The sequence below is a fragment of the Streptomyces sp. NPDC048197 genome (assembly GCF_043202395.1).
In the GTDB taxonomy this organism is placed as follows: domain Bacteria; phylum Actinomycetota; class Actinomycetes; order Streptomycetales; family Streptomycetaceae; genus Streptomyces; species Streptomyces siderophoricus.
Map to the genome: position 1 here is coordinate 22,188 of NZ_JBIDAJ010000012.1, position 21,418 is coordinate 43,605.

The 21,418-nt window shown below is 72.9% G+C and carries 16 protein-coding genes; 7 read left to right on the plus strand and 9 right to left on the minus strand.

Translation table 11 applies throughout. The features are described 5' to 3' along the window. Positions 1-101 precede the first annotated feature (101 nt). Complete coding sequence (locus tag ACGF4C_RS17925) at positions 102-311, minus strand: hypothetical protein (RefSeq protein WP_393567282.1); 210 nt, start codon at positions 309-311, stop codon at positions 102-104. A 310-nt stretch (positions 312-621) separates the two neighbouring features. Here ACGF4C_RS17925 and ACGF4C_RS17930 point away from each other — a divergent pair, with 310 nt between their 5' ends. Then, positions 622-765, plus strand: coding sequence for a hypothetical protein (locus ACGF4C_RS17930; protein ID WP_199816338.1), 144 nt, complete (start codon positions 622-624; stop codon positions 763-765). Positions 766-787: 22 nt separating this feature from the next. On the opposite strand, the gene ACGF4C_RS17935 is transcribed toward ACGF4C_RS17930, so the two are convergent. The 3 genes from ACGF4C_RS17935 to ACGF4C_RS17945 form a co-directional block, all read right to left on the minus strand. Continuing rightward, positions 788-1,279, minus strand: coding sequence for a J domain-containing protein (locus tag ACGF4C_RS17935; protein WP_393567284.1), 492 nt, complete (start codon positions 1,277-1,279; stop codon positions 788-790). Positions 1,280-1,519: 240 nt separating this feature from the next. Then, a complete protein-coding gene (locus ACGF4C_RS17940) occupies positions 1,520-3,124 on the minus strand; it encodes a SufS family cysteine desulfurase (RefSeq protein ID WP_393567285.1) in 1,605 nt (534 codons plus the stop codon). Then, complete coding sequence (locus ACGF4C_RS17945) at positions 3,111-4,493, minus strand: family 2B encapsulin nanocompartment shell protein (protein WP_393567286.1); 1,383 nt, start codon at positions 4,491-4,493, stop codon at positions 3,111-3,113. The genes ACGF4C_RS17940 and ACGF4C_RS17945 overlap by 14 nt, the downstream gene beginning before the upstream one ends. Before the next feature lie 457 nt (positions 4,494-4,950). Here ACGF4C_RS17945 and ACGF4C_RS17950 point away from each other — a divergent pair, with 457 nt between their 5' ends. After that, positions 4,951-5,709, plus strand: coding sequence for a dienelactone hydrolase family protein (locus tag ACGF4C_RS17950; protein WP_393567288.1), 759 nt, complete (start codon positions 4,951-4,953; stop codon positions 5,707-5,709). 17 nt (positions 5,710-5,726) lie between these two features. Here ACGF4C_RS17950 and ACGF4C_RS17955 read toward each other — a convergent pair whose 3' ends face one another. Continuing rightward, positions 5,727-6,359 (minus strand): GPP34 family phosphoprotein, encoded by a 633-nt coding sequence (locus ACGF4C_RS17955; RefSeq protein WP_393567289.1) that lies wholly within the window; start codon positions 6,357-6,359, stop codon positions 5,727-5,729. Positions 6,360-6,556: 197 nt separating this feature from the next. On the opposite strand from ACGF4C_RS17955, the gene ACGF4C_RS17960 reads away from it, so the two are divergent. Then, on the plus strand, positions 6,557-6,943 hold the full coding sequence (locus tag ACGF4C_RS17960; RefSeq protein WP_393567291.1) for a DUF2267 domain-containing protein: 387 nt from the start codon (positions 6,557-6,559) through the stop codon (positions 6,941-6,943). A gap of 11 nt (positions 6,944-6,954) precedes the next feature. On the opposite strand, the gene ACGF4C_RS17965 is transcribed toward ACGF4C_RS17960, so the two are convergent. Together ACGF4C_RS17965 and ACGF4C_RS17970 are read right to left on the minus strand one after the other, a co-directional pair. Beyond that, the gene (locus ACGF4C_RS17965) at positions 6,955-8,076 is read right to left on the minus strand and encodes a hypothetical protein (protein WP_393567293.1); all 1,122 of its coding nucleotides are present in this window, start codon (positions 8,074-8,076) and stop codon (positions 6,955-6,957) included. Positions 8,077-8,217: 141 nt separating this feature from the next. Beyond that, entirely contained in the window at positions 8,218-10,302 is a 2,085-nt protein-coding gene (locus tag ACGF4C_RS17970) for an ATP-binding protein (protein ID WP_393567295.1), read from the minus strand. A gap of 169 nt (positions 10,303-10,471) precedes the next feature. On the opposite strand from ACGF4C_RS17970, the gene ACGF4C_RS17975 reads away from it, so the two are divergent. From ACGF4C_RS17975 to ACGF4C_RS17985, 3 genes are all read left to right on the plus strand, one after another. Next, on the plus strand, positions 10,472-10,990 hold the full coding sequence (locus ACGF4C_RS17975; RefSeq protein ID WP_393567296.1) for a hypothetical protein: 519 nt from the start codon (positions 10,472-10,474) through the stop codon (positions 10,988-10,990). A gap of 209 nt (positions 10,991-11,199) precedes the next feature. Then, on the plus strand, positions 11,200-14,022 hold the full coding sequence (locus tag ACGF4C_RS17980; protein ID WP_393567298.1) for a hypothetical protein: 2,823 nt from the start codon (positions 11,200-11,202) through the stop codon (positions 14,020-14,022). A gap of 39 nt (positions 14,023-14,061) precedes the next feature. After that, positions 14,062-18,105 carry a hypothetical protein gene (locus tag ACGF4C_RS17985; RefSeq protein ID WP_393567300.1) on the plus strand — a complete coding sequence of 1,348 codons (4,044 nt, stop codon included), beginning with the start codon at positions 14,062-14,064 and terminating at the stop codon, positions 18,103-18,105. Between the two features lie 37 nt (positions 18,106-18,142). Here ACGF4C_RS17985 and ACGF4C_RS17990 read toward each other — a convergent pair whose 3' ends face one another. Both ACGF4C_RS17990 and ACGF4C_RS17995 read right to left on the minus strand, forming a co-directional pair. Beyond that, positions 18,143-18,724, minus strand: a complete 582-nt coding sequence (locus tag ACGF4C_RS17990) for a GNAT family N-acetyltransferase (RefSeq protein WP_393567302.1) — start codon at positions 18,722-18,724, stop codon at positions 18,143-18,145. Between the two features lie 2 nt (positions 18,725-18,726). Beyond that, on the minus strand, positions 18,727-19,986 hold the full coding sequence (locus ACGF4C_RS17995) for a helix-turn-helix domain-containing protein (RefSeq protein WP_393567304.1): 1,260 nt from the start codon (positions 19,984-19,986) through the stop codon (positions 18,727-18,729). Positions 19,987-20,346: 360 nt separating this feature from the next. On the opposite strand from ACGF4C_RS17995, the gene ACGF4C_RS18000 reads away from it, so the two are divergent. Then, positions 20,347-21,327 carry an esterase/lipase family protein gene (locus ACGF4C_RS18000; RefSeq protein ID WP_393567305.1) on the plus strand — a complete coding sequence of 327 codons (981 nt, stop codon included), beginning with the start codon at positions 20,347-20,349 and terminating at the stop codon, positions 21,325-21,327. Positions 21,328-21,418 lie beyond the last annotated feature (91 nt).

Consider the following 21,418-nt stretch of genomic DNA (forward strand, 5'->3'; position numbering starts at 1 on the left):
CCACCGCCCCCGGACTCTCCTGAACCCCGCCCTTCCCCACCGACTCCCCGGCAGCAGCCCATAATTCATGCGCCCCGGGGGCCGCCCGCTTGCACGTGCGTCTACGGCTCCCGGTGGCCCGGGCTCGGATTGGCGACGGCCAGGCCGAGCCGGTGCGCCACCGCTGACCCCATGCCCTGCACGGTGTCGGCGGTCTCGGCGACCGGGAGCCGGGTGCCGGTGTCGGCTGCGGCGGCGGGCACGGCCCCCGCCAGTCCCGCCAGGGCCGCGGCGGTGGCCGCGAGGGTCAGGGTCGTCTTGCGCACGCGCACGGGTGCCTCCCGAAGTGGTTACCAGCTGTAGTTGGCGGTTGTTCGGTCAACGAGACGTGCTTGGGCCAGGACACGGCGAGAGAAGCCGGGTTACCCGAGGTCAAGGCGGTGGAGGTGCGCGGTACGGCGGGTGTTGGTCGGTTGTCGCCGAGGGGCGGTCGCTCACCGAACGTCGCGGGCGGGCGCCCGGCCCGTCTCAGAGTGCGATCACTTCGTTGACACTCTGGCGGGCCCTATGTCCAGGATGTTCGGCATTTCGCGTTCTTTGCCTTGCTGCGGAATTTCTGCCGTACAGCGGAAAGGAACCCCGATGGGTGCACATGTACACGTCCGCCTGATACAGAGCCTGGGCGTCACCGAAGACGGCGATCTGATCGAGTACTCCTCTTGCGCCGAGTGCGGCGCGACGTGGGTCAGGAAGTACCCGGAGGGGCAGGTTCCGGTGCCGGAGTGAGGGCGCGCCACGCCCGTCCCCACTAGCGCCCCTGGCGGCCTCGCTGCCACAGCGGGCGCAGGAACCACTCCAGGGATTCGAGCCCGTCGGTCGCCGGCGCATCGTCCTCTGCGGGACGGACGCCGAGCAGTTCGATGCGCACCGGGCCGAAGCGCAGCACGATCACGGTGTCGGCTTCGTCGCCCGACGGCCGTGGGCGGCGGGTCCGGGCGGGGGCCGGGCGGGCGGGGGCCGAGCGGCTGGGTCCAGCGCGGGAAGCCCGCCGCTGCGCGTAGCGGCGGTCACGCTCGGCGAGGGCGCGGTCCGCGTCGTAACGGGCCCGGCTCTGCGGGTCGTGGAGGACGCGGTAGGCCGTGAGCACCTCTGCGAGTTCTTGCTCCGCTGCCGGCCGGGCGGGACCGGTGTCCGGATGCAGGCTGCGGACCAGGCGGCGGTAGGCCGTGGTGATCTGGCGCGCGGACGCGGAGGGCTGGACACCGAGCACGGCGTAGTGATCGGGCTGCGGTCCCGGCATCGCCGTCACCTCCTGCTCAGGCAGGCATGCGATAGGTAGGCAGGCATCGGGTAGCCATCGCCGGACCCATACCCGAAATTCCTCGCTGAATGCCGGGGGAGCCGGCCGCACGAGCACGTCGTCGTATGGATGACGCACGCCTTGACAACGGCGCCCCGCCGTCGCCGACCGTGATCCGGACGGCGACGGCGGGACGGGGCGAGGCGGCGGCGGGCGAGCCGGCCGCCCACGGACGGTCCGTCAAGCGCCCTGCTGCAGTTGCAGTTGTTGCAGCGAGGCCACGAGCTTGTCCACCTCCTCCGGGGTGTTGTAGAGCGCCAGCGAGGCACGCGCCGCGCTCGTCAACCCGTAGTGGGCCAGGGCGGGTTGGGCGCAGTGGTGGCCGGCGCGGATGGCGATGCCGTCCCGGTCCAGCCAGTCGGCGATCCGGGAGGGGTCCTGGCCGGCGAGGGTGAAAGTCAGCACGCCGACCCGGCCGGGCGCGGAACCCAGCAGTTCCAGTCCGGGAACCGTGGACAGCGCCTGTTGGGCGTGGGCCGTCAGCGCCGTCTCATAGGCGGCGATGGCGTTCCGATCGAAGGAGGTCAGCCAGTTCAGGGCGGACAGCAGGCCCACCACTCCGGAGATGTGCCCGGTGCCGGCCTCCATACGGTGCGGCACCGGCGCATAGGTGGTGCGGGTGAAGTCGACGGACTCGATCATGTTGCCGCCGCCCTGCCACGGCGCCATCTTCTCCAGGACGTCCGGCTTCGCGTACAGGGCACCGATGCCCGTGGGGGCGAACAGCTTGTGGCCCGAGAACGCGTAGAAATCGGCGTCCAGGTCCGTTACGTCGACGGGAAAGTGCGCCACCGCCTGCGCGCCGTCCACCAGCACCTTCGCGCCGTAGCGGTGCGCCAGCGCGGTCATCTCGCGTACCGGCACGACGGTGCCGAGCACGTTCGAGACCTGGCTGATCGCGACGAGCTGGGTGCGCATGGAGAGCAGATCGGCGTACGCGTCGAGGTCGACCTGCCCGTCCGGTTGCAGCGGTACGGGGACCACCCGGGCCCGGGTCTCCTTGGCGATCAGCTGCCAGGGAACGATGTTCGAGTGGTGCTCCAGTGTGGAGACCAGGATGTCGTCCCCGGGACCGAGGTTGGCCCGTCCCCAGCTCTGGGCGACGAGGTTGACCGCCTCGGTGGTGCCGCGTACGAAGACGATGTCGTCCGGGGACGGCGCGCCCAGGAACTGGGCCACCGCCGCCCGGCCCGCCTCGTACACCTCGGTGGCCTCCCGGGCCATGGTGTGCGCGCCGCGGTGGATGTTGGAGTTGGCGGCCCCGTAGAAGCCGGCCAGCGCCTCGATCACCTGGCGCGGCTTCTGGGTGGTGGCCCCGTTGTCCAGCCACACGAGGGGGTGCCCGTTCACCGTCCGGTGCAGGATGGGGATGTCCCGCCGGGCCAACTCCGGTGAGAATCCGGCCGGTTGGCCGGGGAGGACGGTGGTGGACGGCGGGGCGGGGGCAACGGCGGGGGCCTGCGCGCCGACGGGGTCCGTGACGGGACCCGTGACGGGATGCGGGACGGACGTTGACACCGAGGCCGGTACCGAAGCCGGCACGGAAGTCGTGGCGGGAGCCGTCCCCCAGTCCGTACCAGGGCCCGTAACGGGAGCCGCCCCCGCACCCGCGACCGGGTCCGCCAGCGGCGCCGTGACGGCCGTCGCATCCGGCGTCGCAACGGGCGCGGCAACCCCGGCCGTGACCGGTCCCGTAGCCGGTGTCGTGGCCGGTGGCGTGACTGGTGGAGGGGTCGCAGCCGGGGCGCTCGGCCAGGCGCCCCGGAGGGCGTCAGGAGTAGTCATGGTAGTTGGCGACCTCGACGTTCTGGAGGACGGCGAGTGCGTCCTCCACCAGTACCGCGGTGTTGAAGTACGCCGTCATCAGGTACGACGTGATGCCCTTCTGGTCGACGCCCATGTTCCGCATCGACAGGCCGGGTTCCACCTCGTCCTCGATCTTGGCGGGGCGCAGGCCCACCACACCCTGTTCGGCCTCGCCCACCCGCATCAGCAGGATCTCGGTCGTACCGATGCCCGCACCGCCGGAGAACCGCACCTTGTCGGACGGCAGCAGCGGCACACCGCGCCAGGTCAGCAGCGGGCTGCCGAAGCTGGTGTCGATGACCGGGGGCACACCCCGGCGCGTACATTCCCGGGCGAACGCCGCGATGGCCCTGGGGTGCGCGAGGAAGTAACCGGGCTGCTTCCAGACCCGGGTCAGCAGCTCGTCCAGGTCGTCGGGGGTCGGTGAGCCGGTGCGCGCCTGCACCCGCTGACCGGGCGCCACGTTGTTGAAGAGCCCGAATTCCGGGTGGTTGAGCAGCGAGGCCTCCTGCCGCTCGCGCAGGGCGTGCACGGTGAGGTTGGACTGGGCGCGGATCTGGTCGATGGGCCCGTTGTAGAGGTCGGAGACCCTGGTGTGGACGCGGAGGACGGTCTGCGCGAGGGTCATGTGGTACTCGCGGGGCGTGTCCTCGTAGTCGACGAAGGTGCCCGGGAGGTCGGGTTCGCCGACGTGGCCGGAGCTGAGGTCGACCGGCACCTCGGCGCCGGGCAGCACGCCGTCCGTCGAGAGGTAGGCGTCCAGCGCGCCGCGCACCGTCGCGTCGCGGTCGCAGAGTCCGGCGAGCGCGCTGCGTTCGAGGCACAGCGCCACACCGGGGGTGAGCGCCCTGACGCGGTACTGCATGGGCTCGCCGCGGGTCCAGGCGTCGAGGTCGAAGAACTGGCCGTCGCCGATCACTTCGAGCACCGCGTCCTCGCCGTAGCGGCCGCTCACCCGCTTCTCGGCGCGGCCCTGGGCGATCACCCACAGCTGGTCGTGCGCCTCACCGTCCTGGGCCAGCATCTGCCCGGCCTCGAAGGGCACTTCCGTGAAGGCGCCGGCCAGTTCGGTCAGCAGGGCGTCGTCGGCCTCCCGGAGGTACGGCAGTTCCCGCAGGTCGCCCGGGATGACCCGGGGCGAGCCGCCGTCGTTGTGCGTGCTGATGCGGTCGTCGCCGAGGACGTAGGTACGCCGCCGGTTGACGCGGAACACACCCGCTTCGACGTCCACCCAGGGCAGGGCACGCAGCAGGTAGCGCGGTGTGATGCCGCGCATCTGCGGGGTGGTCTTGGTGGTTGTCGCGAGCTGCCGTGCGGCATCCGGGCTGAGGCTCAACTGGTCGGTCACGGGACCCCTCCTCGCACACAGGCATGCCGGACGGCCGGCGTACGGCCGGTCGGCATGCGGGAACAGGGAGATCGTCCGGGCGGGCGTCGCCTACCCGCAACCAGCCGGTCGTCGGTCTCCGGCCGGAATTGGGCGCCGTTCTGACATCTCAACTCCGCATGGACGTACGACCAGGGGTCGACTTGTCGCCATGACCACGAGGGGGATGGTGGAAGGGCCGCGGCGTCACCCGTTCGGCGGTTCCCTGAAGTCCCACCAGGCACAGTCCGGCGCTGCGCATACGACCTGATTTGCCCTCATAACACTGCTTTGCATTTCCTAAAGGGCGGCTTATGGCGATGGCTTATGACGCCGGCCGGTGTGGCGACAGGGTGTGGTGACGTGTTGCGCCGTGTTGTGCCGCGGAGCGGATCGGGGGCTGCCCGACGCTGTACGCAACCCGAGGAAAGGTACGGATATGAGCACCGTGCGCGGTACGGACCTGGACATTCCCACGCGGGACGGCGTCGTGGACGCCTGGCTCGCCCACCCCGACGACGGCCGTGCGCACCCCGGGGTCCTGCTGTACATGGACGCCTACGGGTTGCGCCCCTCGCTGGAGGCGATGGCCGAGCGCCTGGCCGGCCACGGCTACACCGTGCTGGTGCCCAACGTCCTGTACCGGGCCGGGCGGGCGCCTGTGGTGGAACTCCCCGACTTCATCGGCGCCGCCGAGCGGCCGGAGCTCTTCGAGCAGCTCCGGCCGCTCCTTCATCAGCTCACCCCGGAGCGGGCCGTGCGGGACGCCGGCGGGTACCTCGACTGGCTGGCCGCCTCGCCGCTGGTCGCCGACGGCCCGGTGGGCACCACCGGTTACTGCATGGGCGGCGTCCTCGCGCTCCGCACCGCCGCGGCCCACCCCGACCGCATCGCGGCGGTGGCCTCCTTCCACGCCGGCCGTCTGGCCACGGACGCCGAGGACAGCCCGCACCGGCTCGTCGACCGCATCACGGCGGAGGCGTACTTCGGGCACGCCGATCAGGATCCGTCGATGCCGGCCGAGGGAATCAAGGCCCTGGAGCGCGCCCTGGACACCGCGGGCGTGCGCTACCGCAGCGAGGTGTACGAAGGGGCCCGGCACGGCTACACCCAGACCGACACCGCCGCCTACAACGGCGCGGCGGACGACCGGCATTGGCGCAACCTGCTGGAGCTGTTCGGGCGCACGCTCGGCTGAGCCGGCCCGCCCGGGCGTCACCCGTCGCCGCCCCGCCAGATGTTGTCGAACGCGGCCTTGTCGATGGCGCGCCGCTGTCGCTGGTACCCGAGCTCGCTCAGCGCGTCATGGACGGCGGCGAGCACCGTCTCCACCGACTCGTCCGCCGGGGGCCCGTCGTCCCGGAGACCGCCGGTCCGGGGCTCTCCGGCCGGCTCCTCGCCGATCCCGAGGGTTGCCGCGAGGGCGGCGAGGACGGGTTCGTCCGCCGCCCAGCGGTCCGCCGCCGCACGGCGCGCGGGGGACTCGGCCAGCACCAACTCACCGGCCCGAAACGGCCGCCAGTGGCCCCGCCGTTCGCGGGTGAGCTCTCCGTCCGCTTCGAGGGCGGACAGATACGTCGTGAACAGGCCGCTGCCCCTGCGCCACAGCCAGTCCTCGACCGACTCGTACGGCTCCTGCTGGACGAGCGCTGCCGCCGCCTCGTCCAGGAGGCGATCGGTCACGGCCGGCCGGTAACCGGGGATGATGCGCTCGCCGTCCAGCGCGGCGGCCTGCGCCCGCAGCAGGTCGATCAGCTCGGCTCCCGCGAGCGCGAGCGACAGGTCACCCTGCTCGGGGGGCGACGCCTCGCCCAGGGCCACGATCAGCAGGTCCCGCGGTGTGGTCATGACGGCTCCCCACTTCTGCTTCGAGCTTACGGAGTGGTGGGCCCGGTTGCATCCCACACCTACGGTGGCACGGAATTGCCCGGGCCGTGTGCGATATCCCCGAGCCACACCGGGAACGCGTGCCAGGAAGACGCCCCGACGCCCCCGAACATGCCTGACGGCCAAGTGACGAAGCTGAGAGATGAGGTGTGGCACTGATGAAGAGCGACGAGTTCCTGGCGAAGGTGCGGGAGCGTGGTGAGTACGGGAGCCGGGCGGAGGCCGAGCGGGTCACCGGGGCCGTGCTGCGGGTGCTGGCCGGGCGGATCACTCCCGGAGAGGTCGCGGACCTGGCTTCGCAGCTGTCGGCGCCGCTGGACGCGGCGTTGCGTCCCGACGGGCCGACCGAGAGCTACGGCCGGGAGGAATTCCTGCGCCGGGTGGCCGAAGGCACCGGCGCCCGGGCCCGGACGGCCGAGTGGGACGCCTGTGCCGTGCTCTCCACCGTGGCGGAGGCCGTGTCCGGCGGGGAGCTGAACCAGGTCCTCGGCCAGCTGCCCTCGGGTTACGCCGTCTTCTTCGGCAAGCCGGGGCTCAGCGACTGACCGGCCGGGCCTCAGGCCGCCTGCGCCTCGTCGCCGTAGCGCAGGGCATCGGCGTAGCGCAGCAGCACGCCGACCCCTTCGCGCAGTCTCAGCTGCTCCTCGGGGACGAGGACGAGTTCCGCGCCGGTGCCCACCAGGGCGCGCGTGAGCGCGGCGTCGGCGCGCTCCTCGCGTACGGTCGGCACGCCGTAGACCCGCAGGTCGCTCTCCGTGAGGGCGAGCTGGCCGGGCTCCGGGCCGACCCACAGGCGTAGCGGCGACTCCGGGTGGTTGTTGAGGAAGAGCGCGCTGACCTGGCCGCGCTGCAGTGCCGCGACCGTGGCCGCGAGTCCTTCGGCACAGGCGCCGTCGTGGGCCCGGCGGGCCATGAAGGTCTCCAGGAGGGTGCGGTCGTGGGCGGCCATGCGTCCGCTGAAGAGGCGGTCGAGCTGGCCCTCCAGCAGCGCCCGTCCCGGTTCCGGCTGGCCGCCTCCTTCGGCGGTGGCGAGCCGGCTGCGCAGATGGGTGGGGAGCCGGCGGGCCAGGATGCCGCGGGCCCAGGTGTCGCCGGCGAGTACCAGCGTCTCGGCGCCGCGGCGGCGGGCCTGCGTCTCCAGCTGCCGGCCGAGGCGTTCGGCGAGGTGCTGCCATTCGGCCACCGGGACCTCCATGTGGAGCCGGTCGCCGGGCGTCACCTTGGTCAGGGGCCAGGTCCCGGCCTCGGTGTCGATGCGGACGGTGCCCTCGGCGTCGGTGGAGTGGCGGCCCGTGTAGTGGACACGTACCGCCAGATAGGCGATCTCGGGGGCGTGCTGGGCGATCAGCGGCAGGGTGTCGGGCAGGGCGCCGAAATGGGCGGTGTCCTGTGCCGGCGGGCGGGGCAGTTCGTCCTGGAGGACGAGCTTCCCGTGCGCGGTGAACAGCGCCTGCCCGTGCCGGCCGGGCACCCGGACGTCGTCCCCGACGGTGCCCGCCACGGCGGCGATGGACTCCGGGTCCGCCCCCTCGGCGAGCAGGTCGTCGCGCAGATGCCGCCAGCGCAGCGCGATGGCGGAATCCGGGTCCTCAACGGCACTGTCACGCGAGGTGTCGAGGTACACCGAGGCGAACGGGCCGGCCTCCTTGTAGAGCGGTTCGAGGAAAGAAAGTCGCATCGCCACTCCCACCGGGAACGGAACCATCCCTGGGCCCATGATGCGCCCGCGGGACGCGGGGCGCGTCCGCTGGCGGTACGGTGCGGCCGCCGGCACCACGGTGCGGGCCGCTACCGGTCGTCGGGGGCCGGCCGCACACCGTCACCCCGCCTGGCTCACACCGTCGCCTCCGGCCCCCGCTCCCGCCGTCAGCCCGTCCAGCAGCTCCGTGACCTCCTCCGCGGCCAGCGGCAGTTCGGCCTCCTCGTACGCCGTCCGGGCCCGCTCCCAGTAACTGCGGGCCTCGGCCGGCCGGTTGGCGGCCGAGGCGAGGTGGCCGAGGTGCTGCAGGGTGCGGGCCCACCCGACCGTGTGGCCGAGCCGGTGGTAGCGGTCGAGTGCCGAGCGGTAGTGGTCGTGGGCCGCCGCGTGGCTGCCCTGCAGGCGGGCCGTGAACGCCAGGTTGAAGAGGGTGTGGGCGGTGGCCTGGTGGTCGTCGAGCGCCCGGAAGAGCGGTAGCGCGGCGGCGTAATGGCCTTCCGCTTCCGCGTACCGGCCGAGGCGGCGGGCGACCGTGCCCATGCTGTGCAGCGTACGGGCCTCGCCGGTACGGTCGCCGAGCGCGCGGTAGCGGTCGAGTGCCGCGGCGAACAGGGGCAGCGCCTGGTCGAAGTCCTGCTTGTGCTTGAGGAAGTCGCCCTTGTCGTACAGGGCCAGGGCCTGCTGGGCGCGGTCGGCGACGGTGCCGGCGAACTCCACGGCCATGTCGCACACCTCCAGGCCGGCGTCCCAGTCCTGCTGACGGCGCAGGAACCAGCTGACGTCGTGCGCCAGCGGCAGCACCACGGCGGGCCGGCCGTGCCGCTGGGCCAGATGGAGGGCCGACCGCAGGTTCAGACGCTCGGTGTCGAGCCAGTCCTCCGCGGCGTCGTCCCGCCCGCGCGCGCGGGCCGCCGCCACGATGCGCTCGGTGGCGTCCCGGGCGGCATCGCGGTAGTGGGCCAGCAGCCGGTCGACGGCGGCCTCGACGCCTGCCGAGTCCTCCTCCTCGTGGCGGCGCCGCTCGGCGAACAGACGCAGCAGGTCGTGGAAGCGGACCCAGCCGCGGGGTTTGCCGGGCTCGACCATGTGGACGTCGCGGAGCGCCCGCAGCAGCTTCCTGGCCCGGGGTACGGGCTCCCCGGCGAGCGCGGCGGCCGCCTCCACGCTCACCTGCTGGCCCGGGTTGAGCGACAGCAGCCGGAACATCCGGGCCTCGTCGGCGGTGAGCCGGGCGTACGACAGGTCGAAGGCGGCGGTCACCGAAGTGCGGTCACCGTAGGAGAGCTCCTCCAGGCGGGTGGCGCGGTCGCGCAGGGCCGCGGTGAGTTCGCCGACGGACTGCTCCGGGTCACCGGCCAGTATCGAGGCGACAACGGCGAGCGCCAGGGGGAGGTGGCCGCAGAGTGCGGTGAGGTCGGTTACGGCGTCGGGTTCGTCGAGGGCGCGGGTGTCGTCGGGGCGGCGTATGCGGAGGGTGCGGCTGATCAGGGCGGCGGCCTCGGCCGGTGCCAGGACGCCGAGGTCGAGGATCCGGGAGCCGGGGAGGTCCCCGAGGGTGCGGCGGCTGGTGACCACGACCCGGTGGGCAGGGGAGCCGGGCAGCAGCGGGCCGACCTGGTCCGTCGAGGAGGCGTTGTCGAGCACGACGAGTGCGGAGCCGTGCCGGGCGGCGCGTTCGGCCAGCTTGGAGCGGTACAGCGACAGCCGACCCTCGAAGGAGGGCGGGAAGAGTTCGTCGGGGACGCCGAGCGCGCTCAGGAAGACGGAGACCGCGAGGTCCGGTCGGACATAGCGGCTCTCGTCGTAGCCCTGGAGGTTGATGAAGAGCACCCCGCCGGGGAACCAGCCCGCCGCCACGGCGTCGTGCGCGGCGCGCAGGGCGAGTGCGGTCTTGCCGACGCCGGCGGTGCCGACGAGCGTGGACACGGCGAGCGGCGTGACCGCGGTCTGCGGGGTGGACGCGACCTGTGGGGTGGGCGCGACCTGTGGGGTGGGTGCCGTCGCCGTCGGGGAGCCGGGGCCGGGGCGCAGTGCGGCGGTCAGGGTGCGCAGTGCCTCCTCACGGCCGGTGAACTCCGGCGGCGCCGGTGGCAGTCCCGCCAGTGCGGTGGGCACCGGGTGGGTGAGGTGCAACTGCCCCACCTGGCCTGCCTGCACGACCGGCCCGGTGACGTTCCCGCTCAAGTCGTTGGATGACTGGTTCACGGTCCCTTTTCTAGCCGACCGCCGCGTCGCCCAAGCGGGTTTTCCGGCGACGGCCGCCGGCGGCCGCCCGTACTCCGGCGGTGTCCGTGCCGATCGGCCCGCGTGGCACGCGGGCCGATCTCTTGGGACCGTGGCAGTACCGTCCCCGTCCGTCCCGCGAGGTGGCACGTTGAGCGACAAGGTCAGTCGGTCCACCCCACCTGCCCGCCGCGGGGAGCCGTTGCAGCGGTTCCTGTTCGGCGGGGTCTACGGATCGGTCCTCGCCAGTGCCCTGGCGGCCGCCCTCGGGGGCGAGCACGGGCCCCTGGACCCCGGCTACGACGCGGCGTGGGTGCTGGTGGCCTGCATCGCGTCGGCCGCGGCCCACGGCTACGCGCACGCCATCGCCCACCGCACGGCCGACGCGGCCCCGGTCACCACGAGCGCGGTGCGGTCGATGCTCACCGAGTGGCCGCTGGTGGTCGCGGCGCTGCCGACGGTCGCCGCGCTGTTCGGCTCCTACCTGGAGTGGTGGGGCGAGGAGGGCGCGATCGACGTGGCCCTGACGATCAATACGGTGGCGCTGTTCGGCTGGGGCCTGTGGAGCGCCCGGGCGGCGGGGCGGAGTTGGCCGGCGTCGTGCCGGGTCGGGTGCGTGGACGCGCTGCTCGGGCTGTTCATCATCGCCGCGAACGTGCTGACCAAGTGACCCGCCGGGTCGCGGACCCGCGGGCGATGAAGGGAGGTCGCCCCACGGGTCCGCCGCTTGGACGCGCTGCGCCGTGCGCCGGCAAAAGATGCGCGCCGGTCACCCGTTCGCGACACTGAAGGGGACGGAAGCGCCTTCGTGCGCGGTGTGACGTCCCTGCCCACGAGGCTTCCGCAGGCACGCTCCGACGTCATCGGAAGGCGGCTCGCATGACCGCCGAACCCTTCTCCCTGCTGCGGGTCGAGGACCTGCTGCAGCTCCGGGTCGAGGTGATCAACCTCCGGCGGGACGGCACCCACTTGGTGCGGGAGGATCCGGCCGCGGAGGCGCTGCTGATGTTCAGCCTGCCGGCGCAGCACATCAGCGAGACCGTGGTGCACCCGGCGCCGGGCAACTTCCCCGAGACCGTGCCCTCGTTCGTGTCCGGCGGCACGACGCTGGTGTTCCGGCTCCCCGACGGTGAGGACTCCGTCGAACTCTCCGCCGCGGCCCTCCTGGACTGGAACCACCTGCGGTCCACGACCGTGCCCGACGACCCGCCCGACCCGTCCACCGTCAACGTCTTCGGCGGTGTGCCGCGCACGGCCATCGAGTTCCCCACCCGGGTGCTGCTCGGGCACGAAGGGGCCGTCGAGTGGACGACGCCGCGTCAGGCCGTGACGCTCGACGGCCGGTGCGAGCTGTTCCACGCCGAGCTGCACGGGGAGAACGGCGGCGACGCACTGCTGCGTGCCTTCGCGGCACCGGGCGACCGGCCGCCGCGCACCGATCTCCCGCTCACCGACGACAACCGCACCGATCTCGTCGCGTTCACCCATGACGTGGACCTGGTCGGTCCGGACGGTGCCCCGGTGCGCAGACCGCTGCACGCCGAGCGGTTCGTCCTCACCCCGCTCGGTGCGTCCGTGCGGATGGCCGGTGCCTGGGAGCCGGTGCCGGGGACGAATCTGGCGTCCTATCACCACGTCGCCGAACTGGGCCGTGACCAGGTGGTGCAGGTCGCCCAGCGCGGTTACCTCAGCACCGGGCACCGGGCCCTGCTGATCCGTACCAGTGAGCGCAGGTTCTCGGACCCGGGTGACGGCACCTCCGTTGCCTATCTGCAGCAGGAGACACGTATCAGCGTCAGCGAGCCCGAGGTCTTCTACGGGGACGTGGGATTTCCGCACGGGGGGCGGGAGATGCCGTTCCGGTCGCTGCGCATCGTCGACACCACCACGCCGCCGGTCGTCGACCACGGCGAGGAGCAGTTCTGGGTGACCCTGGAAGGGAGCGAGGAGCCCTACCGGTTCACGGTCGTGGGGGCCGACAGCGAAGGCCGGGCCCTGAGCTTCACGATGCCGCTGCTGTTCGTCGACGCGCGGGCGGTGGGCAGCCTGCGGATCTTTGACTACAACGACCCGCTGTTCGAGGACCGCCGGACGATCGCGCTGAACGGCCGGACGGCGGCGCTGGCCCGGCCGCCCGACGGTGCGCCCGGGACCACCGCGCTTCCGGTGAGCTCGGTCAAGCTGGTCATGTCGCAAGCGCCGGGCCATCCGCTGGGCGCCCTGCCGATCCTGCAGACGGCGCAGGTACGGGTCCCCGCCGTGGAGCAGCTGACCGGGCTCGCCACCGAGTCCGAGGTCGCGCTGCACGACGCCTATCTGAACGACGGTATGGCCGGGCAGGCGACCGGTGCCTTCCTCTCCCTGGCCGAAGAGGTGCCGGTGCGCTTCGGTGCGGGCAAGGGCGGCGGTGTCGCGAGTCCGGACTCCGCGGTCCGGGCGGTCACCGCGCGGGCGGGCCTGCTCCCGGCCGCTTTCGCCGACGCCCGGGCGGCCGCGTCCGGGCTGGGCACGGACCAGCTCCGGGAGATCTTCGGCGGGGCCAAACTGCTCGGTGTCCTCGACCTGTTCGACCTGCTCGACCATGTCGACGGCTCCGCCGTCCGGGAGCTGGCCGGGCTGACCGACGACGAGATCCGCCGCAGGCTGGCGGGCGGCGCCGACCAGCTGCTGCCCGTACCGATCATGCGGGCCCGCGAGTTGGCGGCGGGCCGGGAGGTCCGCTACCTCTGGAAGCCCCGGCTGCGGCGCGCGCCGGTGGACATCGTGCCCGGCGTCTTCTCCCTCGACCTCAGGGATGCCTCGCTGGCCATGGAGGCCACCACCGTCTGCTCGCCCCGGGCGCTGCAGCAGTCGACGGTGCACGGCGAGCTCACGGGTTTCGCGCTCGACTTCGCAGGCATCGTGCGGGTCGACATCGGGCGGCTCGCCTTCACCGCGCGGCCGGGAAGCCGTCCCGACCTGACCGCCGAGGGCCTGAAGGTCCGTCTCGTCGACGCACTGGAATTCGTCAACGCGCTCAAGGACCTGCTGCCGGTCGACGGATTCGGCAAGGGCGCCTTCGTGAGGCCCTCGCCGACGGGCATCAGCGCGGGCTACACGCTCGCCGTTCCGGCCGTTCAGCTCGGCGTCTTCGCGCTGAGCAACGTCACCCTCACCGCGGAGCTGACGGTCCCCTTCGACGACCGGCCGGTTTCGTTCCGCTTCGCCGTCTCCGAGCGGCACCAGCCGTTCAACCTGAGCGTCTCGCTCTTCGGCGGCGGCGGGTTCTTCTCCCTGATCGTCAGCACCCGCCGGGTGGAACTGGTCGAAGGATCACTGGAGTTCGGCGGCAACGCCTCCCTCGACCTCGGTGTCGCCAGCGGCGGCGTCCACCTCATGGGCGGGGTCTACTTCGCCCTCACCGGGCAGTCCGTCACCCTCACCGGCTATCTGCGCTGCGGGGGCTACCTCTCCGTCCTCGGGGTGGTCAGCGTCTCCGTGGAGTTCTATCTGCAGCTGACCTACGTCAAGGACAGCGACAAGCACACCTCGGAGGTGTTCGGTGCGGGAAGTCTCTGCGTCAGTGTGCGGGTGGCCTTCTTCACCAAATCCGTCACGCTCAGCCTCCAGCGCCGGTTCGGCGGTTCGCCCGCCGATCCCGGCTTCGCCGATTGCGTCGAGCCGGCCGACTGGGACCGGTACTGCCTGGCCTTCGCCCCGTGAGGCGGCCGGGCGGAAGCTGCGGAAGGGCGGGACCGGACCGTGACCATCGACCAGCGCATCCAGTGGGTCCTGCTGCCGGCCGGTCTGAGCCCGGACGGCAGCCAGGCCCGGTTCTCGCTCTTCGTGGCCCCCAGACTGGGCGCCGACCGCGCGGTCACCCTCGCCGACTTCCCGGACTTCCAGGACTGGCCCGCGCGGCTGGCCACCGCGAGCTTCTTCGTCGTCACCACCGATGCGAACGGCACGGCGTCCGACGGCGAGGCCGGGCCGCTCACGGTTTCCGGCCCGGCCGCCGACTCGGCACTGTGGCAGCGCCTCTTCCCGCGGCACACCCCCGTGACGCCCTTCGAGTTCGACGACTTCCGCAAGCCGGTCAAGGTGTCGTACCCGGCCAGGGGACTCGCGGACACCACGCGCGGGGCGTTCGCCGCCGCCGCGGCGGGCTCGCCGGAAGAGCTCCCCACCGCCAGCGGCATGAGCCAGTTCGCCGGCTTCGCCCCCGCCGAGGACATGCCGACCCGGCTGCAGCAGATCGCGGCCACCCTCGCCGCCGCCGACCAGCTCGCCGCCGACCGGCCCGACGGACCGGCCGAGCCCGAACTCGGCCCGCAGGACGCCTTCCTCGCCTTCCACCAGCAGGAGAAGCAGCTCCCCACGTTCGCCGGGCCCCGGCCCCTTGACGAACCGCCGCCCGAGCCCCCGCCCCGCCCGGTGCCGCCGGCCCTCGACTTCCACCAGATGCTCTCCGCCCTGGGCGACCACCCCGCGCTGCTGCGCCGGCTCGGCCTGGTCGTGGACCTCACCCTGCCGGTCGGCCGGCTGACGCCCGCCCGCGGGGAGCGGGGCCTGGCGATGGCCCCGCGGTTCGCGTCCCTGGTGCCCGACGCCGCCTCCCAGGACCTGACCCCGGCGACGCGGTACGCGCTGGTCCCCGGCGAGGAGTTCTGCGCCGCCGCCTTAGGCGAGGATCCGCTGGGACCGCCGGCCCGCGGCCTGTTGGCGCTGCCCGGTTCCGAGTACGCCATCGAGCAGGCCGACATCGACGGCGTGAACCTGAAGCTGCTCGCCGCATCCGCCGCCGCGTCGGTGCCGGACGACGTCTCACCGGACGGGAGGACGCCGGAACACTCGGCGCCGCCGAGCCTGCGGACGGCCGGTCTCGCCGTCGTACAGGGCGGGCGCGCCCAGGCCCTGCAGTCCGGGTTCCGGCGGGCCGCGGCGCAGCAGGACGCCCTCGGCATCGGTGGCTCCCCCGTCCTGACCGCCGAGGACCTGGTGCGCGGCCATCGGGTCGACGTCTTCGACGAGAGCCGGCAGCGGTGGTTCTCGCTCCATCAGCGCATCGTCCACTACAACCCGCCGGACGGGGACGGCGGTGGGCCGATCGCCACGGTGACCGACGAGGGCTTCTTCCAGCCCGGCATGACCCGGCCGGAGGGGGCCGCCGAGCGGCTCCACGTCCACGAACACCTCGTCTGCTGGGACGGCTGGGCCCTGTCCGCGCCCCGCCCCGGCATGGCACTGGTCGACGAGGGACCGGCCGGCGGGGACGGCGAGGAACCGCCCGGGCCGCGGCGCATCACCAACCGGGCCACCACGACCCTGCCGCTGCAGATCGAGGCGGAGACCCCGCCGGGAACGCTGCCCCGGCTGCGGTTCGGCCGCTCCTACCGCCTGCGCATCCGCACGGTCGACCTCGCGGGCAACGGCCCCTCCCTGGACGAGGCCGAGCGGCTCATGGACCAGGACGTGCTGGTCCTGCCCTCCGCCGGGGGTGAGGTCTTCCGCCGCTACGAGGCCGTGGCCGCGCCCACCGTGCTGCCGCGTGCGCCGTTCACCGAGGGCGATTCGGCACACCGGCTGGTGATCCGCAGCACCGCCGAGCAGTCCCCCCAGCAGTACGCGGACGACTTCAACGCCCGGCCGCCGGTCGCCGGCGGCACACATCCGCCGTACCGGGCGGTCGACGAACGGCACCTGGTCGCCCCCAAGGCCTCGCTGGAGGCCGTCGAGCGGCACGGCCTGCTCGACGCGGCGATCGGCTCCGCCGACCCCGAGGCCCGCCGGGCGGTGTACGAACTGGCCGTACGGGAGAGCGGTCAGCTGGACGACCCGTCGCTGGACGGCATCGCCTTCGTCGACTTCCCCGCACCGGAACCCGGCCCTTCGCCGGACGGCCCTCCCTCAGGCGACTCGCCGGAGGGCGGCCCGCCGGACGAAAGCCCGCCGCAGCGCTACGTCGTGCACACCGGGGAGCAGATCGAGCTGCCGTACCTGCCCGATCCGCTGTCGCTCGGCGTGGTCTTCCGCGGTCTGCCGGGCGTGCCGGACCAGGACCCCTTCGAGGTGCCCTGGGCCGGGCCGGACTGGTCCACTCCGAAGTCCCTGCGGCTGCGCCTGGTCGAGGGCACCGGCCCGCCCCAACTGGACGCGGCGGCCCGGGTCCTGACCGTCGCGCTGCCGAAGGCCGCGGTCCGCACCGTGCGGGTCTGCTCCAAGGCAGTGGCCAACGAGAAGATCCTGGGCATGCTCCACTGGTGCCGGGAGGCGCTCGGCGACGGCGAGCAGTTCGAGAAGGTGATGGGCGCCGCCCGGGCGAACCGGCACTGGATGACCACCCCCTGGCACGAACTGACCCTCACCCACGCCGTCCAGCGGCCACTGCTCGCCCCGGCCCTGACCCTGTTCGACATCACCGGCCGCGGCCTCGGCGACACCGGTGAACACCTGGCCGGGTTCTTCGAACTGGACGCGCCCAGCACCGAGCGGATCGACCTCGTCGCGCACTGGACGGAGGAGATCGACGACCTCGCCGAGCCGGGGCCCCGGACGCGGGACCTCACCGCCCCGGTCTTCCGCCTGCCGCTGGCCCTGGCCGTTCCGTTCGGCCCCGGCGTCGACGTCAACAACGTTCCCAGCACCCTCGACGGGAACCAGCTCTTCTTCAGCACCGGTGCCGCCGCGGCGGTGGCGAACGACCCGGGAAGCGTCCCGCCCCCACCGGAGATGCAGGAGTTCGGCGACACCAAGCACCGGCAGGTGACGTACCGGCCCGTCGCCACCACACCGTTCGGCGACTGCTTCCCGCCCGAGTTCGCCGCCGACCCGGAGCAGAAACTGCTGGCGCAGTGGGGCGAGCCGGTGCCGCACACCGTTCTGAGCAGCAGCAGACCCGCCGTGCCCCAGGTGCTCGACTGCCTGCCCACCCTGGCCTTCGAGACGTCCGGCAGCCTGCCCGGGACCCTCACCCGGCACCGCCGCGGGGGCGGGCTGCGCCTCTACCTCGCCCGGCCGTGGTTCACCTCCGGCAGCGGCGAACTGCTCGCGGTACTCGTCCCGGAGGAGGGCGAGGAGCCGAGCGAGGGCGCGTACCCCTTCATCACCCTGATGGGCCGCGACCCCGCGCACCGGTCCGCGCCGGTCACGCTGCCCACCCCGGCCCACTTCCCCGGCGCCGAACGGGTCAGGTCCGGCCTGGTGCTGCCGGACCCGGACGCCTTCTTCCCCGGCTTCACGGTCACGGCGGTGGGCTTCCGCCCGCAGTTCGCCGAGGAGAGCGGCCGCTGGGTCTGCGATCTGGACGTCGACCTGGGCGACGCCTACCTCCCGTTCGTCCGGCTGGCCCTCGCCCGCTTCCAGCCGGACTCCCTGGAAGGCGAGCACCTGTCCCCGATCGTGCACACGCCCGTCCTGCGGACCCTGCCCGACCGGGTGCTGACCGTCGAGGGAACGGACCCGCTGACCGTGCGGCTCTCCGGGCCGAACTACCTCAGCGACTTCACCGTCGGCGGAGGCGTCAGCCCCGAGGTGAGTGTGTCCCTGTTGCAGCGGGACCCGGAGGTCCCGGACGACGCGGTCGCCTGGCGAAAGCTCGACGAGACCGAGATCCTGCTCGACCCGGAGGACACCTCCCGCCCCGACCAGACCTATGCCGGTGAGTTCTCCCTGCCCTCACCGCTGCCCCCGGGCCCGCTGCGGCTGCTGGTGACCGAAAGCGCCGTCTCCGGTTCGGACTTCGCCGTGAGCGAGCTCTTCGGCCCGCTCGGGACCCAGGTGATCTACGCCGACACCGTGCCGCTCTAGGGGACCGGCACACCCCTCCCCCGCGGCCGGCCCGGGGTCAGTGCACCCGGCCCGACCACGCGCCGGCGCCCTTCCCCGCCCGCCACTCCGACGCCAGCACCGACCAGATCTCCTCGTCGTGCCGCCGCCCCCGGTAGAGGTAGCTCTCGCGCAGGACGCCGTCCCGCGTCATGCCCAGACGCCGGGCCACGGCGATGCTGGGCGCGTTCGTCGACGAGACCCACCACTCCACCCGGTGGATGCCGCGTTCCTCGACGGCCCAGTCGATGAGGACCCGCGCGGCCCGGGTCACCAACCCCCTGCCGGCCGCGGACGGTTCCAGCCAGCAGCCCGCCTCGGCGTTGCCCTGCGCGACGTCCATCGTCCGCAGGATGACCGCGCCGACCAGCGTGCCGTCCGTCCGGATGCCGTGGATCCGCCCGGTGTCGGCGGCGGCCTTCTCGGCGTAGCCCTGCAGGAAGGCCCGGCTCGACGCCAGGTCCGTCACGATGTCGGGCAGCCCGTTGTGCTGACCGATGAAGTCCCGGCCCCGGTCGATGTGGGCCAGGAACTCGCCGGCCTGCCACGGCTCCAGCGGGCACAGCTCGGCACCGTCGGCACCGAGGGATATCGCGTACATGGTCACCTTCCGCGGTCGGGAGCATCGGGGGTCCTGGGCGAGGTGGCGTTCCGCCTCAACGCATAAGTGCGCAGGGCGAGTTGGGCCTCGAACCGGAAGTGCGGGTCGCCGAGCCGGTCGCCGAAGAGCTCGTCGAGCCGGCGCAGCCGTTTGCGGGCCGTCTGCGGGTGGATGCCCAGGGCCTGGGCCACCTCGGGTGCGGTACGCCCCCAGGACATCAGCAGGGCGTCCAGCGTTTCGGCGAGCCGCACGGCCCGGCCCCGCGGCAGGTCCGCGAACGCGCCCAGCACCCGCCGGCCGAGCAGCAGCCCGATGTGCGCGCTCCGGAGCAGATGGAGGTCCGCCAGTTCCTCGTCGGCACGCAGGAACACCCCGCCGTCCGGCTCGGCGCCCGGCGCCCGTTCGGCACGGTGGTCGAGCGCGAGACGGGCGCACTGCAGCGAGAGCCAGGCCTCGTGCGCGGCGACGACCGGACCCACGGCGGCGACGCGACCCCGGGCGGCGCTGCGCACCCGGTCGACCAGTCCGCTCGTCCCCGGCTCGGGAACGACCAGCACCGCGTCGCTCCCCCGGTGGACGGTGAGCAGCTCGGCATCGGCGCCCGGTACGGTGAACCGGCCCGCCGACCGGACCACGACACAGGCGGCCGTCCGCGGCAGCGGCCAGCGGGCCCGGGACGCCAGCGGCCCCAGCGGTGCCTGCTCCTGCCCTCCCGCTCGGGGCTGCTCCAACAGCCGCTCCACCAGTGTGCGGCGGGCCCGCTTCAGCTCGTCCTCCGAGCGCAGCTGCGCCGCGAGGAAGCCCTGCACCGCCTCGTTGGACAGGGCGTTGATGTGGATCAGTACCGCTTCGTGCAGCGGTACGACGATCCGGGGCGGCAGCGAGGCCTCTTGTACGAGCTCGGCGTACCGCCGGCTGCCCACCCGCGCGCCGACACGGAAGGCGGCCTGGAGGCCGTCCGTCGTACGGCCGTTGAGACATTCGATGCGGCCCAGGTGCCGGAAGTGGCGGATGTGGTGGTCCTGCGGACTGTCAGGATGTTCGGTCAGCTCCGCGAACTGCCGCAGGGCGCGACGGATCGAGTCGAGGAGATCGCGCCCGACGGCGGAATCGAGCGGGCGACGGTACGCGGACACCTCCTCGCGGATCGCCTCGACCATGTCGGCGACGATGGCGTCGGTCCGCGGGCGGATCAGTGCGGCCAGCGCCACGGGCAGCTCGTGCCAGGGCTCGCGCCGGAATGTCTCGGCCGATGACGCCATCGCAGTAACTCCGTCTCGGGCGGCGGGGGGAGGAAGGGGATGGGGATGGGGATGGGGACACACGGGTCGGGGCACGGGCTGCCGCGCACGGGCTGCACCCGGTGAGGCGGAGCCGAGGAAACATGTCACGCGGATGACATCTTCTCCGCTCCGCGCCCGTTCTGCCTGGTAGGGCTTCCGCGCACGGCGCCAGTGTGGATCCGACGTTACGCGGCGGTAGCTTCCGTGTCTCGCCTTGTGCCAAAGAACCACGGGGGAAAGGACAGGACCGAGGGCGGGCTCAACCACGCCCGGAATCACGGCGCTTGGAGCACGGAACCTCTGCCGCACCCCCTCCAGAGCACGGCAGAGGAGATCCCCATGCGCACCTTCAGATCCCGGCCCGCTCCCCGACTACGGCTGCTGACCGCGGCCCTGACCGGGCTCGCCGCAGCCACCTGCCTCGGTCTCGCCGGCGCCGCCCCGACCCAGGCCACGCCGTCGGCCACGCCGTCCGCGGACAGCTCCGCCCCGAGCGCTGCGGCGGACGATCCGGCCGGCCCGCGCCAGGACGGCTTCCTGCCGGCCCTCGCGTACTCCGCACTCCACCCCACGGCCGTTCCGACCGGCGCCAACGACTGGAACTGCCGTCCCAGCGCCGGCCATCCGCGTCCCGTCGTGCTGGTCCACGGCACGTTCGAGAACCGCTACGCCAACTGGGCCGGACTGGCGCCCCGGCTCAAGGATGCCGGCTACTGCGTCTACGCCCTCAACTACGGTGGCGGCTCGACCGGACCGCTGATGGCCACCGGCGACATCCCCACCTCCGCGCGCCAACTGGCGTCCTTCGTCGACCGGGTCCGGGCCGCGACCGGTGCCGCGAAGGTCGACCTGGTGGGGCACTCCCAGGGCGGCCTGCTGCCGCGCTACTACCTCAAGAGCCTCGGTGGCGCGGCCAAGGTGGCCAAACTCATCGCCCTCACCCCGACCAAACACGGCACGTCGCTCTGGGGCCTCGGCCTGCTCGCCCACCTCTTCCCCGGCGGTGACGCGATGATGGAGTCCTCCTGCCCGGCATGCCGCCAGCAGGTCACCGGCTCGGACTTCCTCAACGACCTGAACGCGGGCGGCGAAACCCACCCCGACGTCACGTACACGGTCATCACCAGCCGCTACGACGAGGTCGTCACCCCCTACACCTCGGCCTACCTCGCCGCTTCCCCGAACGTCAGCAACCTCAAGGTCCAGGACTTCTGCCCCGCCGACCTCACCGACCACGTCGACATCAGCTACGACCCCACAGCCACCGCCCTCACCCTCAACGCCCTCGACCCGGCCCACACCCAGCGCCCGGCCTGCTGACCGGACGACACCAAACAGGCACACGTGGCCGCGCGGAATGTTCCGTGCGGCCACGTGGCCTCCGGAGCCGGACGGCGGGCCGGTGCGGTGG